Here is a 15,547-nt window from a genome sequence, read left to right on the forward strand (position 1 = left end):
GCTTCCGGTGACCGCGCATCGGACCCACGAGGATTCGCGCGGGCGAACCCAGGCTGTGCCGGATACCCGATCACGACTCCACCGCCGAACCTCGCCAATGCGCGCGGGGCGGGGAGCCGGGTCAGCGGTGGGCGACGGTGCTCCTGCTGGAACCGGTCCCGCACTTCCGGTGACCGCACACCGGACCGACGAGGATCCGTGCGGGCGAACCCGGGCTGTGCCGGACACCCGACCACAGCCCCACCACCGAACCTCGCCAATGCGCACGAGGCGGGGAGCCGGGTCAGCGGTGGGCACGGGTGGTCCCGTCGAGCTGCGAGGCGGCCTTGGCGCCGAGGCTGGCGGCGATGTGGGCCCGCATGACGGTCGCGGCCGCCTCGGCGTCGCCCGCCACGAGGTGCTCCACCAGCAGGCGGTGTTCGAGGGTCGTGCGGTCGCGTTCGGGTTTGCCGCGCGGGACCTCCAGACCCAGGCGGCGGTAGCGGTCGGCCTTGTCCCACAGGCCGTCCAGCGCGCTGATGAGCAGGGCGTTGTGCGAGGCCCGGTACAGCGCCGAGTGGAACCGCCGGTGGGCGATGAGGTCCTCGACACCGGGGTTGCGGCGGAGGGGTCTGAGATCGCGCGCGGCGGCGTGGATCGCCGTGATGTCCGCGTCGGTGCGCCTGGTCGCCGCGAGCGAGACGGCGAGCGGATCCAGTGCCCGGCGCACTTCCAGCAGGTCGTGCGCCTCGGCGGCGGTCAGTTCGGCGACCCGCGCGTCGCGGTGGGCGTCCAACTCGACCAGGCCCTCGGACTTGAGGCGCCGCAAGGCCTCGCGCAGCGGTGTCGTGCTGATGCCGATGGCGCGCGCCAGCGTCGCCTGGTTGAGCACCTCCCCCGGCGCGAACTCACCGGAGAGGACCTTCTCGCGCAGGGTGGCGTAGGCGAAGTCGCCCTTGGTCATGGGTTGTTCCGGCATCGACGACCTCCTGTGAAGCCAGGTTATAACCTATAACCTGCTCCTGCCCAGGTGGGAGGCGCGCGATGTCCGACACAGGGAGGGTTTCAGCCGGTCGCGCAGAGCGCGTGGTCGATCAGGTCGACGGTGACGTCCTGGGTCGGGGCGGGAACACCCGGCTTCGGCGTCATGGAGTCGGTGTTGATGGACACGACCACGCTGCGGCTGCCGTCGGGGCTGACGCCGTTGCGGGTCTTGAAGCCGTGGATGTCGCCGCCGTGCGACCAGGAGCCGCCGCACGAGTTCGGGACCCACATCAGGCCGAGGCCGTAGCGGGCGCCGGGCCACCCCTCGTCGAACTTGGCGGCGCGCACGGTCTTCTGCATCTCGGCGAGCTGCGCGGGGCGCAGGACCTCGCCGCCCACCAGTGCTCGGAGGAACCGGTTGCCATCGGCGGTGGTGCTGATGATTTCCCCTGCCGCCCCGCCCCACGACGGGTTGAGCGCGGTCACGTCGACGTCCGCGCTCTCGGGGGTGAACCGCTGGTACCCGACGGCGTGCGGACCGGGAACGTGCGGGGAGGTGCCGGGCGTGTAGGTGTCGCGCAGGCCGAGCGGGCGGATGATCCGCGCCTGGACCTCGTGCTGCCAGGTGTTCCCGGTGACCTCGGCGATGATCATCCCGGCGAGCGCGTAGTTGGTGTTGGAGTAGCTCCACTCCGTGCCCGGCTCGAACACCGGCGCGGACTTCGTCGCCAGCGCGACCGCGTCCTCCGGCGCCAGGGTGTCGAACCGGTGCTGCTCGAACTCCGCCTGGTCGAACAGGTGCGGCAACTGCTCCAGGTACTCGGGCAGACCGCTGGTGTGCTGGAGGAGCTGCCGCACGGTGATCTTCGCGCCGTCGTTGCCGTTGCCCGCCACGACACCCGGCAGCCACCGCTCGACACTGTCCTCCAAGGACAGTTCGCCCTCGCCGACCAGTTGCAGCAGCGTCGCCGCCACGAACGTCTTGGTGTAGCTGCCGATCCGGAACCGCGCGTCCCACGGCACCGGCGTCCCCGCCGCCACGTCGCCGAACCCGCTGCGCACCCTGGCCCGCCACGTCGGGGTGTCCAACTGCACCAGCACACCGGGCGCGCCCAACGCGAGCAGCGCGTCGGCGTCGCGCTGGAGGGTTCGCTTGTCGGCGCTCGCGTCGGCGACACCCACCGCCGTGGTGCCGAGCACCGTCGTCATCGCCATCAACACCGCACAGGTTCGTTTCATGGCCACAACGCTAGGGACGATCCGGCTGCGGGACATCGCCCTGGGAAGGGATCTTCGCCTACCCCCGTGGGGGTACCGGCGGATACCCCCTCGGGTCGGCGCGGGCCCGGCTACGCGCCGCTACCGTGGGTCCGTGAGGGTGAACCTGCGACCTGCCCTGCTGGACGTGCTGCTGGCGTCGGTGCTCACCGCGCTGACCTTCTTCACGTTGATCAGCCACACCGACGGCCGCGCGGGCCCGTTCGTCCACGTGCTGGCCGCGCTCACCGCCGCGCCGCTCGTGCTGCGGCAGCTCGCGCCGGTGGTGACGACGCTGGTGATCGCGGGCGCGCTGGCGGCGTACAGCCTGCTCGGCTACGGCGACCACCCCAACGCCGGGATAGGCGTGCTGATCGCCCTGTTCACCGTGGCGACCCTCCGGTCCCGGCCCGTGACGGCGGCGCTGTTCGTGCTCACCGTCACCGTGATGACGGTGTCGTTCCTGACGACGACGAGCCCGGCCAGCTGGTCGGAGATCGCCCAGTCGGTGCTGGAGGCCGCCGGGGCGTGCGTGCTCGGCGAGGGCACGAAGCGGTGGGGGCGGCGGACCGAGCGGCTGGCCGAACGGGCGGTGCGGGCGGTCGCGGAGGAACGGGTGCGCATCGCCAGGGAGCTGCACGACATCGTCGCCCACCACATGTCGGTGATCTCGTTGCAGGCCGGTCTGGCGCAGTACGTGCTGGACACCGACCTGGCCACCGCGCGGAAGGCGATCACCACCGTCGGCGACACGAGCCGGGAGGCGCTGGCGGAGATGCGCAGGCTGCTGGACGTGCTGCGGGTGGACCACACCGAGGACGACGACTTCGCGCCGCAGCCGGGACTGGCGGTGCTCGGCGAACTGGTGGACCGCACGCGCGGGGCTGGGCTGCCGGTCGACGTGGTCGTCTCCGGTCGCGCCAGGCAGCTGCCGCCGGGGCCGGACCTGTGCGCCTACCGGGTGGCGCAGGAGTCGCTGACCAACGTGCTGAAGCACGCCGGGCCCGCGTCCGCGCGGATCGAGCTCGACTACGGGGAGAACACGTTGACGCTCAAGGTGTCCGATGACGGTGCTACGACCCGGCCCCGGCCCGCGACCGCGACGTCGCACGGCATTCGCGGGATGCGGGAGCGCGCGGAGCTGTACGGGGGTGTGCTGACCGCCGGTCCGGCCGAGGGGGCGGGTTCGCGGTGGTCGTGCGGTTGCCGATGGGTGGGGACCGGCTGCCGATGGGTGGGGAACTGTGACGGTGCGCGTGCTTGTGGCCGATGATCAGGCGTTGATCCGGGCGGGGCTGGTGGCGCTGTTCACGGCCGCGCCGGGGTTGGAGGTCGTGGGTGAGGCGGCTGATGGGGCGGAGGCGGTGGTGTTGGCCGCGGGGGCGTCGCCGGATGTGATCTTGATGGACATCCGGATGCCGGTGCTGGATGGGATCGCGGCTACGCGGGAGATCCTGGCGGCGGCTGGGGAGGATCCGCCGAAAGTGGTGGTGTTGACGACGTTCGACCTAGATGAGTACGTGTACAGCGCGCTTGCGGGTGGGGCGTCTGGGTTCCTGTTGAAGGACACGCCGCCGGATCGGATCATCGCGGCGGTGCACACGATCGCGGGTGGGGACGTCCTGCTGGCGCCGCGGATCACGCAGAGGTTGATCGAGGCTCATGCGCAGCGGTATCGGAGTGCGGTGGTGGGGGAGTTGGGTGGGTTGACCGCGCGGGAGACGGAGGTGTTGCGGTTGGTGGGGAACGGGTTGAGCAACGGGCAGATCGCGCAGCGGTTGGTGCTGAGTGAGGCGACGGTGAAGACGCATGTGAAGAGGGTGATGGGGAAGTTGGGGTTGAGCAGTCGGGCGCAGGCTGTGGTGGTGGCTTATGAGACGGGGTTGATCGTGGCTGCTGGGGGTGGGTGAGGGTTGGGGGTGGGGGTTGGGGCGAGGGTTTCGGGAAAGGGCGAAGCCCGGCCCCCGGTCGCGCGATTGTCTCAATGCCCTCACCTGTTTTGTCAAGACGATAAAGCCATCTTGACAAAACAGGTGAGGGCAGGAGGGCGCTGTGTATCGGGGGCAGGGGGAGGTCTGGCTTCGCTTGTGTCGGTTGTGCCGGTTTAGGGCACCTCGCTGCGCGTCGGTAGGGCGGCGGGCGCTCCGCGCCGGATGCTGGTGGGCGGCTGCGCCGAGGGGGTTGCCTTGCTGCGCGTTGGCAGGGTGGGCGCTCCGCGCCGGGTGTTGGTGGCCGGCTGGCCGAGGGGGTGTGTCCGGTGGTGTGGGTGGTGGCGGTGGTGTTTGGTGGTGGGGGTGGCGGTGCATCCTGATCACCGAGCCCAACGGGAGGATGTCGATGACCGATCTGTCGAACGCGCCGTGGTGGACCTCCGCCGTCGTCTACCAGGTGTATCCGCGTAGTTTCGCGGATTCGACGGGTGATGGGATCGGGGATCTGGTTGGTGTCACGGCGCATCTGGACCACCTGGAGCGGCTTGGGGTGGATGTGGTCTGGTTGTCGCCGGTCTACCTGTCGCCGCAGGCTGACAACGGGTATGACATCTCGGACTACCAGGCGGTTGATCCTGCGTTCGGGACGTTGGCGGATTTCGATCGGTTGCTGGCCGAGACGCATGCGCGTGGGATGAAGTTGGTCATGGATCTGGTGGTCAACCACAGTTCCGATGAGCACCCGTGGTTCGTGGAGTCGCGGTCGTCGAAGGACAACCCGAAGCGCGACTGGTACTGGTGGCGGCCTGCGCGGGAGCCGTTCGCGGCGGGTGAGCCGGGGGCGGAACCGACGAATTGGGAGTCGTTCTTCTCGGGGCCCGCGTGGACGTTGGACGAGGCGACCGGGGAGTACTACCTGCACCTGTTCGACCGGAAGCAGCCGGATCTGAACTGGGAGAACGCCGAGGTGCGGGCGGCGGTGCACGAGATGATGCGGTGGTGGCTCGATCGCGGGGTCGACGGGTTCCGGATGGATGTCATCAACCTGATCTCGAAGGACCCTGCCCTCCCCGATGGCGCGACCACGGGAACTGGTGGGCTCGGCAACGGCTTTCCGCACTACGCCACGGGGCCGCGTGTGCACGAGTTCATCCAGGAGATGCGGCGCGAGGTGTTCGACGGTCGTGAGGGCAGCTTCCTGACCGTTGGTGAGATGCCGGGCGTGACCTGGGAGGACGCGCGGCTGTTCACCGATCCGGCGCGTGCCGAACTGGACATGGTGTTCCAGTTCGAGCACGTCTCGCTGGACCACGGGCCCGGTGGCAAGTTCGATCCGAAGCCGCTTGACCTGCGCGATCTGAAGGCGTCGTTGGGCCGGTGGCAGACCGCGCTCGCCGACACCGGGTGGAACAGCCTCTACTGGAACAACCACGACCAGCCGCGGGTGGTGTCGCGGTTCGGCGACGACGGGCAGTGGTGGCGTGAGTCGGCGACGGCGCTGGCCACGGTGCTGCACCTGCACCGGGGCACGCCGTACGTGTACCAGGGCGAGGAGCTGGGCATGACGAACGCCCCGTTCGCGAGCGTGGACGACCTGCGCGACGTCGAGTCGCTCAACCACTACCGCGCGAGCGTCGAGGCAGGTCAGGACCCCGCCGAGGTCATGAGGGCGCTGCGCGCGATGGGTCGGGACAACGCCAGGACGCCGATGCAGTGGGACGGGGGTGTGAACGCCGGGTTCGGTGGTGGCACGCCGTGGCTCGCGGTGAACCCGAACCACGAGTGGCTCAACGCCGCCGCGCAGTACGACGACCCGAAGTCGGTGTTCCAGCACTACCGGGCGCTCATCGAGCTGCGGCACACCCTTCCGGTGGTGGCGGTCGGCGACTTCACGATGCTGCTGGCCGATCACCCGCACGTGTACGCCTACGAGCGGTCGCTGGGCGGCACGCGGCTGCTGGTCGTGGCGAACCTGCACGGCACCGAGCAGACCTGCGAGGTCGACCCGGAGTGGTCAGCCGCCGATGTCGTGCTGACCAACGCCGAACAGGGCAAGATCGAGGCAGGTCGGGTGGCGCTGCGTCCGTGGGAGGCGTTCGTCCTCCGGCTGACCTGACCACGGCCCGACGGAGGAGCACGATGCCGAAGAACTGGGCGGGCAACGTCGTCTTCTCCGCCGAGCACCTGGAGACGCCGACCTCGTTGGAATGGCTGCGGGACGTCGTGGCGGGCACGGCGCGGCTCCACGTGCTCGGCGCGGGCCACTCGTTCAGCCGGATCGCGGACACCACGGGCACGCTGGTCTCGCTGCGGGACCTGCCGGACGTGTTCGACGTGGACACCGAGGCCGGCACCGTGCGCGTCGGGGCGGGTATGCGGCTGGCCGAACTGGCCTCGCGGTTGCACGGGCGGGGGCTGGCGCTGCACAACATGCCCTCGCTGCCGCACATCACGATCGCGGGCACCATCGCGACGGCGACGCACGGGTCCGGTGACACCAACGGCCCGCTGGCGAGCGCCGTCCGGTCGATCGACCTGGTGACGGCCGACGGCTCGCTGCTCACGCTCACCGAAGGCGACGAACGCCTGGAAGGGGCGGTCGTCTCGTTCGGCGCGCTCGGGATCGTGACCGCCGTGGAACTCGCCGTGGTGCCCGCGTTCGAGGTCGAGCAGCGGGTCCACGAGGGACTCGACTGGTCGGTCCTGTTCGACCACTCCGCCGAGCTGTTCGCCCAGGCGTACAGCGTCAGCGTGTTCACCGACTGGCAGGACAGCTGCTCGGCGTGGGTCAAGCGCCGCGTCGACGACCCGGCTCCCGACCTGTCGTGGGCGGGCACGCACGAGGCCGACGGCCCGCGCCACCCGATCCCCGGCATCTCCGCCGAGCACTGCACCCCGCAGCTCGGGGAAGTCGGCGCGTGGCACGAGCGGCTGCCGCACTTCCGCCCGGAGTTCACGCCGAGCGTCGGCGCGGAACTCCAGTCGGAGTACATGGTGCCGCGCTCGCACGCGTCCGAGGCGCTGCGGGCGCTGCGCGAACTGGGCCCGCTGATCGGTCCGGTGCTCCAGACCGCCGAGATCCGCACCGTCGCGCCCGACCAGTACTGGCTCAGCTTCGCGCACGGCAGGCCGAGCCTGGCGTTCCACTTCACCTGGGTTCCGGACACCGCCGCCGTCCGCCCGGTGCTGGCCCGCATCGAGGCCGCGCTGGCCCCGTGGTCGGTCCGGCCGCACTGGGGCAAGCTGTTCGAGGCGGGCCCTGACGTGCTTGCGCCCCGGTACGAGCGGTGGGCCGATTTCGCGAGCCTGCGCGACGGGCTGGACCCGGACGGCAAGTTCCGCAACGAGGCCGTCGACCGCCTGTTCCCGCGCTGACCTCGACGTAACCGTACCTCCGACGATTGCGTCGGAGGTACGGTGTGACCGCAGTACGATGACCCCATGATGTGGCCCGCTACCGAGCGCCACGGCCTGACGCCGGCACCGTCCGGACTCGCCCTGGTGCAGGACCTGCTCAACACCACCACCATCGGGGGCAACGGGTTCGACCTGCTGTCGGACACCGCGACCACGCGGACGTGGGTCGGGGCCGCCGTCGCCGCGTGGACGGCCACCACCGGGCGCGAGTGGGTCGCGCCGAAGGTGGACGACAACGACCGGGTCGCCCTGCGCGCGCTGCGCGACACCGTGACGGCCATGGTGGAAGGGGACGAGGTCGGCGGTGTCCAGCGGTCGGTGACGCTCGGGGTCGCGTTGTCCCCCGACGGGATCGTGGACCTGGAGCCGCGCGGCGACGGGTGGCGGCCGATCGCCTCCGCCGTGTTCCTGGAGTGCTTCCTCGCCCAGCGGGTCGACACCTGGAAGCGGGTGAAGACGTGCGCGAACCCGCCCTGCGCGGCGGCCTTCTACGACCACTCGCGCAACAACAGCGGCGTGTGGCACGACGTGAAGGTCTGCGGGAACGCGGTCAACCTGCGCGCGTCCCGCGCCCGCCGCCGCACCGGCTGACTGTCGCCACCATCACCCACGAAGACATAGGCAAAGCTGTTACGGTTGCGTCATCGGGTGGACGGGTGAGGGGAACGGGCATGGTGTCGACGCTGGGACGGCGGGCGAGTTTCCAGGTGGCGGCCGCGGTCACCGGCGTGGCCCTGTGGACCAGCGGGGCGCCCAGCGTGACGTACCCGCTCTACGGTGAGCAGTGGCACTTGACACCGGCGGTGACCACGGCGATCTTCGCCGTCTACCCCGCCGTCCTGGTCGCGGTGCTCGTGGTCGCGGGCGACCTGTCCGACCACATCGGCCGCCGCAAGGCGATCCTGCTCGGACTCGGCGCGAACCTGGTGGGCACGCTGCTGTTCGCGGTCGCGCCCGACGTGGGCTGGGTGTTCGTCGGCCGCGCGTTCATGGGCGTCGGCGTGGGCCTGTCCATGAGCCCCTCCACCGCCGCCATGGTCGAGTTCAGCCCCGCGGGGCAGGCCAAGCGGGCCAGTTCGACCACGACCGCGTCCACCGCCGCGGGCCTGGTGCTGGCGACGCTGGTCGGCGGCGCGCTCATCGAGTACGCGCCGTTCCCGACCCACCTCAACTTCTGGGTGCTGACCGTGGTCATCACCGCCGTCCTGGGCGCCGCGTGGCTCCTCCCCCGCGAGTCCCCGACGGGCGCCGCGGGCCCGTGGCGGCCGCGGATCCCCTTCATCCCCAAGGGTTTGGGCGTCCTGTTCGCCACCGCCGCGCTGGCGGTGACCGCTGCCTACGCGTCGGGAGCGCTCATGCTCTCACTCGGCGCCAACATCGCGCAGGGCCTGATCGGCTCGGACAACGCGCTCGTCAACGGCTCCGTGATCGCGTTGAGCGCGGCCGTCATCGGCCTGGTCGCGTTGTGGGCCAAGGGGTTCTCCAGCCGCGCGGTGATCGTCGCGGGCGGCGTCGCCACCGCCGTCGGCATGGCGCTGCTGGTGCTGTCGTCGGCGGAGCACTCGCTGGCGCTGCTGGTGCTCGCGTCGATCGGCAGCGGAGCCGGGTACAGCCTGCTGTTCCTCGGCGGCCTCACGCTGATCAGCACCCACGCCCCCGCCCACCACCGCGGCGGCGCGCTGTCGGCCGTGTACCTGGTGGGCTACCTGATGCAGGGGGTCGTCGCGATCGGCCTCGGCCTGCTCGCGACCTCGTCGGGACTCCGGTTCGCCATCGACGTCGGCGGCCCTGCGGTCACCCTGCTCGGACTGGCCGCCCTCGTGCTGGTGGTGGCGACCGGCCGGACGCCCGCCCCGGTCCGGGAACCCGCCGTCGCCCGCTAGGCCAGGTCGCGCAGCCGGTCGACGAGGAGGTCGACGTCGGCGCGGGTCGTGCGGTAGTTGGTGACGCAGGCCCGCATGACCGACCGGCCCGCCACCGCCGCGGGTCCGAGCAGCGCGGTGCCCTCGGCGGCCAGGGTCGCCAGCGCGTCGGTGTGGTCGGCGACGCCGCGGAACCCGAAGCACACCGCCGTCAGCTCGATCGGCGCCAGCAGTTCCAGACCGGGCTCGGCCTCGATCCGGCGGCCCAGGTACCGGGCCAGCTCCAGGGTCCGCGCCGTCGCGTCGCGGAAGGCGTCCACGCCGAACATCCGCAGCGCGGCCCACACCTTCAACGCCTTGAAGTCACGGGACAGCTGCGGCCCGTGGTCCATGTAGTCCGTCATCAGCGGGTCGGCCGCGACGGTCAAGTAGGACGAGCTGAAGGCGAACGCCGACCGCAGCCGCGCACCGTCGCGGACGAGCAGGCAGCCCACCTCCAGCGGGGCGAACAGCAGCTTGTGCGGGTCGAGCGTGATCGAGTCGGCCCGCGCGCACCCCGCCAGCAGCTCGCGCTTCTCCTCGTTCAGCAGGAAGAGCGCCCCGTACGCGCCGTCCACGTGCATCCACAGGTCCTCGGCCGCGCACAGGTCCGCGATGGCGTCGAGCGGGTCGACCGACCCCGTCGTGGTGGTGCCGGACGTGGCGACGACGCAGAACGGCCGCAGCCCCGCCCTCCTGTCCGCGGCGACCATCTCGGCCAGCGCGTCGACCCGCAACCGGTACCGGTCGTCGACGGGGACGTGCCGCACGTGGTCCAGCCCGAACCCGAGGATCGCCGCGGCCTTGTCGACGCTGCGGTGCGCCTCCGCCGACGTGTACACGACCAGCGGCGCCGCTTGTCCTTGCAGTCCAACCGATCGGAAGTCCGGCGCGCGGTCGTGCAGCGCGACGGCCAGTCCGGAGAGCGTGGCCAGCGAGCCACCGCCGGTGAGGATGCCGCCGGCTTCGGCCGGGTAGCCGACGACGTCGCCCAGCCAGGTGAGCACCGATCGTTCGACCACGCTCGCGGCTGGGGAGAGCTGCCAGAAGTTGCAGTTCTGGTTGATGGCCGCGGCGACGGCCTCCACGTAGGGGGCGATGCCGTTGGGCGGGCCCTGGACGTAGGCGAGGAAGCGCGGGTGGGCGACCGTTGTGGAGTTGGGGAGGATCTGGTCGGTGATCTCGTCGAAGAGGGCGTCCACGCCGATTCCCTTGGCGGGCATGGGGGTTCGGAGGAGGTTGGTGAGGAGGTCGCGGTCGAGGTCGGGGACGATCGGGGTGTGGGGCAGGGCGCGTTCGTGGTTGTTGAGGAGGGTTAGGAGGCGTTGGCCTGCTCGGTGTTGTTCTTCGGCGGTCAGGGCTAGAGGTGAGGTGGTGCGCATGGGGCAACAGTAGGGAAGTTTTGGCGGTGTTTGGTGTCTAATTTTGCTTGTTTTGGGCTGTTGGTTAGCATCTTCTGCTATGGATAAGGTTGATCGGGCAATTATCGCTCATCTGAGTCGGGATGGGCGGTTGACCAACGCGGAGTTGGCTGAGCGGGTGGGGTTGTCGCCGTCGCCGTGTTTGCGGCGGGTGCGGGCGTTGGAGCAGGAGGGGGTGATCACCGGGTACCGCGCGGAGATCGATCCGGCCGCTGTCGGTCGTGGGTTCCGGGTGTTGCTGCACATCGACATGGCGGCGCAGGACCGGGCGACGATCGAGGCGTTCGAGGAGGAGGTGGGGCGGATTGACGCGGTGGTCGAGTGTTTGAGGATGTTCGGGCAGCCTGATTACCAGCTTTGGGTGGCGGTGGCTGATTTGGGGGCTTATGAGCAGTTGTACATGGGGGCGTTGACCGGGTTGCCGGGGGTGGCGCGGACGAATTCGCAGTTTCCGATGAAGGTGGTGAAGGGGGGTGGGGGGTGATTGGTGTCGGTGGCCGGTGTGGTGGGTGCGTGGTTGTTGGTGGGTTGTGCGATCGGTAGGTGGGTGATTTTTGTGGTCGAATCGATCGCCCCTGCCGCACGCATGTCGAGGATGGACATTGATGACCGAGTACATCGACGTCGCGTGTCTGGCTGTGCTGTTCGACTGCGATGGGGTGCTGGTCGAAGGTCCGGGCGTCGCGGGTGCGGGTGGTGTGAAGTCGGCGCCTGGGGCTTTGGAGTTGCTCGTTTCGCTTCCGGACAACTGGGCGGTGGTGACGTCCGGTTCGTCCGCGTTGTTGCGTGCTCGGATGGATGAGGCTGGTTTGCCGGTGCCGCCGGTTGTCGTCGCGGGTGGGGATGTCGAGCGGGGGAAGCCTGCGCCTGATGGGTATTTGGAGGCTGCGCGGCGGCTTGGGATCGCGGTCACCGAGTGCGTGGTCGTCGATGGTGGTGTTGGTTGCGGGGGTTCAGGCGGGGTTGGCGGCGAAGGCGTTGCACGTGCTGGGGGTTAGGGCAGGACATGAGGTGTTCCGGGCGGACAGCGTTGTGGATGACCTGTCGGGTGTCGTGTGGACCGGGAACGGGTTGCGCGTGGCCCGCTGATTCAGCAGCGCTTCGCCTCGGGTGGTGCGTGACGGGTGAACATCAGGGCGCGCAGGACGTCGATCGACATCTCCACCTGGCCGGTCTTCGCGGCGGACACGGTGTTGGTCAGCAGCGTTGTCGAAGCTCACCTGGTGGGGCCCGATGCCCGCAGGCCGATCACGTCCCAGCGGCGCACCACCCGGATGCCCGCGGCGTTCGGTGGCCTGGTCAGCCGCGGAGCGGCGGCAGGCCACCGGTCCTAGCGGTCGGTGTCGGGGCGTGCGGTGGCGTCCAGGGCCTCGTCGACGGTGGCGCAGAGGGTCAGGACGCTGTCCACGAGGGTGGACTCGAGCGGGCGCAGGACGGGGCGGCCCCTGGTGACCACGGCCAGTGGGATGCCGTCGCGGTCGGCGCCCTTCTGGGCGTCCACGAGCGCGGAGACACCTGACGAGCCGAAGAAGGCGACGTCGCCGAGGTCGATGACGACGGCGGGTGGGCCGGTCGCGAGCAGGCGGGCGAACTCCTCGCCGAGTTCCGCCGCCGCGATCATGTCGACCTCACCGGAGCAGTGCAGGACCGGTACTCCCCGGTGGAACCCGGTGGTGATCACGGCGGTGTTCGGCGTGGCCGATCCTTCGGACATCCGAAGCCGACCTCCTTCCCGTGGTCCGCTGTGGACCGGCTGGCGCGCACGGAGCGCAGGGTGCTGAACACCCAACGCTACGCCGTGTCGTGATCAGGGGCAGGCCGGCGGGTGCCGGGGAGGCCCGTCGGAGTCATCCGGGGGTGCTCGGCGCGCGGGGCCGGTCCGCCGGGATCGCGGTGGCGTGGCGGGCGGTCGACGGGCGCGGACGAGCGGCATCGCCGCCGCACCAGGACCTCCACTATGCTGGAAGTACGGCGGGATCGGGGTGGCACCACGGGAATGCGGGTGGACCGGCCGGTCCGTCGACACCCCACGCACGGTCACGTGATCGAAGGTTCACCCGTTCGTCAACACCCGTTCCGATCACCGCGCGGCAGCACGGGGGCGTGGATGCGACCCGGACGATGTTGTGCCATAGTCCCGAAGTGGCCGCGGTTCCTGCGAACCCCGGCCGCACCGAGGCAACTACTGGGGAGTAGCAACCTTTCGGCGTGGCAGCGCCACGTGGACCGCCTTGCACGGGCGCACGCCCTGACAACGGTCCCAGGAGAGGATCGTCGATGCACGACAGGACACGACCGTCCACGACCGGAATGTCCACAATGGACACAACGGTCCCGCGCGCCGCCGCGTGCGGCAGACCGCCCTCGGGCGGTGAACACGACCGGCGCGGGCCGCACCTCCGGCTCGACACCGCCGTCCGCCCGGAGGCGGTCCGATGACCGACCTCGCCACGCTGTTCGAGGCGCGGGTGGACGCGGACCCGACGAGGACCGCGGCGGAGTTCGGCCAGTGGACGTGGACCTACGGCGAACTGGACGCCCGCGCCAACCGGCTGGCCAACCACCTGATCGAGGCCGGGGTGATCCGCGGCGCGTTCGTCGGGATCTGCGCCGACCGGCGGCCGGACATGGTGGTCGCCGCGCTCGCGGTCCTCAAGGCGGGCGCGGTGTACGTGCCGCTGGACACCGAGCTGCCCGCCGACCGGCTGGCCTGGGTGATCGAGGACGTCGACCTCGCCGTCGTGGTCACGCGGCGCGGCCTGCGCCCGCTGCTGCCCGCGACGGGCACCGCGGCCGTGCTGCTGGACGCGGACGGGCCGCAGATCGCCGCGGCGTCGCCCGCGCGCCCCCGCGGCCAGTCGGCGACGACCGCGGTCTGCCTGACCTACACCTCCGGCCCGACCGGCCCGCCCAAGGGCGTGCCCGCGCCACAGCGGGGTGTCCTGCGGCTGGTCGTGGACGCGGGCCACCTGCCCATCTCGCCGGTCGACCGGGTCGCCTTCGCGGCGCGCTTCGCGTTCGACTCGGCGCTGTTCGAGATCTGGGGCGCGCTGCTCAACGGCGCGTGCCTGATCGGGGTGCCCGAGGAGGTCCTGGCCTCGCCCCGCGACCTGGCCAGGTTCGTCCGGCGGTCGCGGATCAGCACGATGTTCCTGACCACCGCCCGGTTCACCGAGGTGGTCCGGGCGGACGCGGGCGCGCTGGCGTCGGTCGCGCAGCTCCTGGTCGGCGACGAGCCCGTGGACCCGGCCGTGCTGCGCGCCGCCCGCGCCCGCCACGGCGGCACCCTGCTGAACTGCTACGGCTCCGCCGAGACCACGGCGTTCGCCGTCGTGCACGAGGTCGACGAGGTCGCCCCGGACGCGGAGTCGGTGCCGCTCGGGTGGGCCATCGACGAGACCCCGCTCTACGTGCTGGACGAGCTGATGCGGCCGGTGCCGGACGGCACGACCGGCGAGCTGTACATCGGCGGCTCCGGGGTGGCGTCCGGGTACTGGCGGCGGCCGAGCCAGACCGCGCTCGCGTTCATGGCCGACCCGTTCGCGGGGCGCGGCGGGCGGATGTACCGCACCGGCGACCTGGTGACGAGGCGGCCGAACGGTCTCCTGGACCTCGTGGGCCGCAGGGAGGGCCCGGCCGGGATCCGCGGGTTCCGGACCGACTGGGCCGGGCCCGCCAACGGGGTGCGCCCCGGTGGCCCTCGGACGATCGCACGGACGGTGCCGGACGCGCGGGTGGGCGAGTCGGGCGTGGACGAATGGCGGCTGGGAACGCTGTCGCTGCTGAGCGAACTGCCGCACGACACCGTGCTGGAGATCGGCTGCGGCGACGGCGACGTGGCTCGCGACCTCGTGGCGCGGACGCGCCGCTACGTCGCGACCGACCCCTCCCCCGCTGCGCTGGACCGGTTCCGCGCCAGGATGACCGACGACGGGCGGGCGGACGACCGGCTGGAACTGGTGCTCGCGGCCGCGGACGACCTGTCCGCGGTGGGCGCGGCCCTCTTCGACATGGTGCTGGTGGAGTCCGTCGTCCAGTTCTTCCCCCACCTCGACTACCTGCGGCGGGTGCTCGCCGACGTCACCGCGCGGGTGCGCGACGGCGGTGTCGTCGTGATCGCCGACGTGCGCAACCTGGCCCTGCTCAAGCACTCGTGCGACCCCGCCGAGGAGGACGGGCTGGTCGTGCACCCGGCGTGGTTCCGGGCGCTGGCGGGGGCCGTCGACCGGATCGGCCACGTGGAGGTGCGGCACAAGCGCGGCCCGGTCGCCGACGAGCTGACCCGCTACCGGTACGACGTGGTGCTGCACGTGGTCCGGACCGCGGCGGTCGAACCGGTGGAGTGGCCGGACTGGGGCGACGCGGTCGACCTGGAGCGGTGGGCCGCCGCCGGGACGGTGTCCGAAGTGGACGGTGCGGGCGGGCGCCCCGCGGTGTCGCGGAGGGCGGACGCGTGACCGGCGCGCGGCGGTACGCCGTGATCCTCAACCACGAGGAGCAGTACACCCTCTGGCCCGAGGGAGGACCGATCCCGCACGGGTGGCAGCCCACCGGGTTCCGCGGCACCCAGGAGGAGTGCCTCGCGCACATCGACGAGGTCTGGACGGACATGCGGCCGCGGTCGCTCCGCCTGCACATGGACGAGCAGATCAGGTAG

At 71.1% G+C, this 15,547-nt stretch carries 15 protein-coding genes; 11 read left to right on the top strand and 4 right to left on the bottom strand.

The window, feature by feature from the left end; translation table 11 throughout:
- Positions 1 to 283: 283 nt before the first annotated feature.
- Both RM788_RS11580 and RM788_RS11585 read right to left on the bottom strand, forming a co-directional pair.
- A complete protein-coding gene (locus tag RM788_RS11580) occupies positions 284 to 958 on the bottom strand; it encodes a GntR family transcriptional regulator (RefSeq protein WP_315931616.1) in 675 nt (224 codons plus the stop codon).
- 86 nt (positions 959 to 1,044) lie between these two features.
- The gene (locus tag RM788_RS11585) at positions 1,045 to 2,202 is read right to left on the bottom strand and encodes a serine hydrolase domain-containing protein (protein ID WP_315931617.1); all 1,158 of its coding nucleotides are present in this window, start codon (positions 2,200 to 2,202) and stop codon (positions 1,045 to 1,047) included.
- A 133-nt stretch (positions 2,203 to 2,335) separates the two neighbouring features.
- Here RM788_RS11585 and RM788_RS11590 point away from each other — a divergent pair, with 133 nt between their 5' ends.
- The 6 genes from RM788_RS11590 (at position 2,336) to RM788_RS11615 (ending at position 9,451) form a co-directional block, all read left to right on the top strand.
- Positions 2,336 to 3,493 (top strand): sensor histidine kinase, encoded by a 1,158-nt coding sequence (locus RM788_RS11590; protein ID WP_315931618.1) that lies wholly within the window; start codon positions 2,336 to 2,338, stop codon positions 3,491 to 3,493.
- Positions 3,465 to 4,130 carry a response regulator gene (locus tag RM788_RS11595; RefSeq protein ID WP_315931619.1) on the top strand — a complete coding sequence of 222 codons (666 nt, stop codon included), beginning with the start codon at positions 3,465 to 3,467 and terminating at the stop codon, positions 4,128 to 4,130. The genes RM788_RS11590 and RM788_RS11595 overlap by 29 nt, the downstream gene beginning before the upstream one ends.
- Positions 4,131 to 4,557: 427 nt before the next feature.
- Positions 4,558 to 6,267 (top strand): glycoside hydrolase family 13 protein, encoded by a 1,710-nt coding sequence (locus RM788_RS11600; RefSeq protein WP_315931620.1) that lies wholly within the window; start codon positions 4,558 to 4,560, stop codon positions 6,265 to 6,267.
- Positions 6,268 to 6,290: 23 nt separating this feature from the next.
- The gene (locus tag RM788_RS11605; RefSeq protein WP_315931621.1) at positions 6,291 to 7,526 is read left to right on the top strand and encodes an FAD-binding protein; all 1,236 of its coding nucleotides are present in this window, start codon (positions 6,291 to 6,293) and stop codon (positions 7,524 to 7,526) included.
- Between the two features lie 66 nt (positions 7,527 to 7,592).
- Positions 7,593 to 8,159 carry a CGNR zinc finger domain-containing protein gene (locus RM788_RS11610; RefSeq protein ID WP_315931622.1) on the top strand — a complete coding sequence of 189 codons (567 nt, stop codon included), beginning with the start codon at positions 7,593 to 7,595 and terminating at the stop codon, positions 8,157 to 8,159.
- Positions 8,160 to 8,239: 80 nt separating this feature from the next.
- Positions 8,240 to 9,451 carry an MFS transporter gene (locus RM788_RS11615; RefSeq protein WP_315931623.1) on the top strand — a complete coding sequence of 404 codons (1,212 nt, stop codon included), beginning with the start codon at positions 8,240 to 8,242 and terminating at the stop codon, positions 9,449 to 9,451.
- Here RM788_RS11615 and RM788_RS11620 read toward each other — a convergent pair.
- On the bottom strand, positions 9,448 to 10,851 hold the full coding sequence (locus RM788_RS11620; RefSeq protein ID WP_315931624.1) for a pyridoxal phosphate-dependent decarboxylase family protein: 1,404 nt from the start codon (positions 10,849 to 10,851) through the stop codon (positions 9,448 to 9,450). The two genes, RM788_RS11615 and RM788_RS11620, sit on opposite strands and share 4 nt — an antisense overlap.
- 79 nt (positions 10,852 to 10,930) lie before the next feature.
- Here RM788_RS11620 and RM788_RS11625 point away from each other — a divergent pair, with 79 nt between their 5' ends.
- The 3 genes from RM788_RS11625 to RM788_RS11635 all read left to right on the top strand — a co-directional run bounded on the left by RM788_RS11625 (position 10,931) and on the right by RM788_RS11635 (position 12,224).
- Entirely contained in the window at positions 10,931 to 11,374 is a 444-nt protein-coding gene (locus RM788_RS11625) for an Lrp/AsnC family transcriptional regulator (RefSeq protein ID WP_315931625.1), read from the top strand.
- 121 nt (positions 11,375 to 11,495) lie between these two features.
- Positions 11,496 to 11,888 (top strand): HAD-IA family hydrolase, encoded by a 393-nt coding sequence (locus RM788_RS11630; RefSeq protein WP_315931626.1) that lies wholly within the window; start codon positions 11,496 to 11,498, stop codon positions 11,886 to 11,888.
- A 126-nt stretch (positions 11,889 to 12,014) separates the two neighbouring features.
- Positions 12,015 to 12,224 (top strand): hypothetical protein, encoded by a 210-nt coding sequence (locus RM788_RS11635; RefSeq protein ID WP_315931627.1) that lies wholly within the window; start codon positions 12,015 to 12,017, stop codon positions 12,222 to 12,224.
- Here RM788_RS11635 and RM788_RS11640 read toward each other — a convergent pair.
- Complete coding sequence (locus RM788_RS11640) at positions 12,221 to 12,604, bottom strand: STAS domain-containing protein (protein WP_315931628.1); 384 nt, start codon at positions 12,602 to 12,604, stop codon at positions 12,221 to 12,223. The genes RM788_RS11635 and RM788_RS11640 overlap by 4 nt on opposite strands.
- 721 nt (positions 12,605 to 13,325) lie before the next feature.
- Between RM788_RS11640 and RM788_RS11645 the strand changes: the two genes are divergently transcribed.
- Complete coding sequence (locus RM788_RS11645; protein ID WP_315931629.1) at positions 13,326 to 15,347, top strand: amino acid adenylation domain-containing protein; 2,022 nt, start codon at positions 13,326 to 13,328, stop codon at positions 15,345 to 15,347.
- On the top strand, positions 15,344 to 15,547 hold the full coding sequence (locus RM788_RS11650) for an MbtH family protein (protein WP_315931630.1): 204 nt from the start codon (positions 15,344 to 15,346) through the stop codon (positions 15,545 to 15,547). Before RM788_RS11645 ends, RM788_RS11650 begins: the two co-directional genes overlap by 4 nt.

It is taken from the genome of Umezawaea sp. Da 62-37, from assembly GCF_032460545.1.
In the GTDB taxonomy this organism is placed as follows: domain Bacteria; phylum Actinomycetota; class Actinomycetes; order Mycobacteriales; family Pseudonocardiaceae; genus Umezawaea.

Bases quoted from the DNA above. Each gene is read 5' to 3' on its own strand.
- RM788_RS11605 (WP_315931621.1), top strand. From the start codon at position 6,291: ATGCCGAAGAACTGGGCGGGCAACGTCGTCTTCTCCGCCGAGCACCTG.
- RM788_RS11615 (WP_315931623.1), top strand. From the start codon at position 8,240: ATGGTGTCGACGCTGGGACGGCGGGCGAGTTTCCAGGTGGCGGCCGCG.
- RM788_RS11645 (WP_315931629.1), top strand. From the start codon at position 13,326: ATGACCGACCTCGCCACGCTGTTCGAGGCGCGGGTGGACGCGGACCCG.
- RM788_RS11585 (WP_315931617.1), bottom strand. From the start codon at position 2,202: ATGAAACGAACCTGTGCGGTGTTGATGGCGATGACGACGGTGCTCGGC.
- RM788_RS11580 (WP_315931616.1), bottom strand. From the start codon at position 958: ATGCCGGAACAACCCATGACCAAGGGCGACTTCGCCTACGCCACCCTG.
- RM788_RS11640 (WP_315931628.1), bottom strand. From the start codon at position 12,604: ATGTCCGAAGGATCGGCCACGCCGAACACCGCCGTGATCACCACCGGG.
- RM788_RS11600 (WP_315931620.1), top strand. From the start codon at position 4,558: ATGACCGATCTGTCGAACGCGCCGTGGTGGACCTCCGCCGTCGTCTAC.
- RM788_RS11620 (WP_315931624.1), bottom strand. From the start codon at position 10,851: ATGCGCACCACCTCACCTCTAGCCCTGACCGCCGAAGAACAACACCGA.
- RM788_RS11610 (WP_315931622.1), top strand. From the start codon at position 7,593: ATGATGTGGCCCGCTACCGAGCGCCACGGCCTGACGCCGGCACCGTCC.
- RM788_RS11625 (WP_315931625.1), top strand. From the start codon at position 10,931: ATGGATAAGGTTGATCGGGCAATTATCGCTCATCTGAGTCGGGATGGG.
- RM788_RS11630 (WP_315931626.1), top strand. From the start codon at position 11,496: ATGACCGAGTACATCGACGTCGCGTGTCTGGCTGTGCTGTTCGACTGC.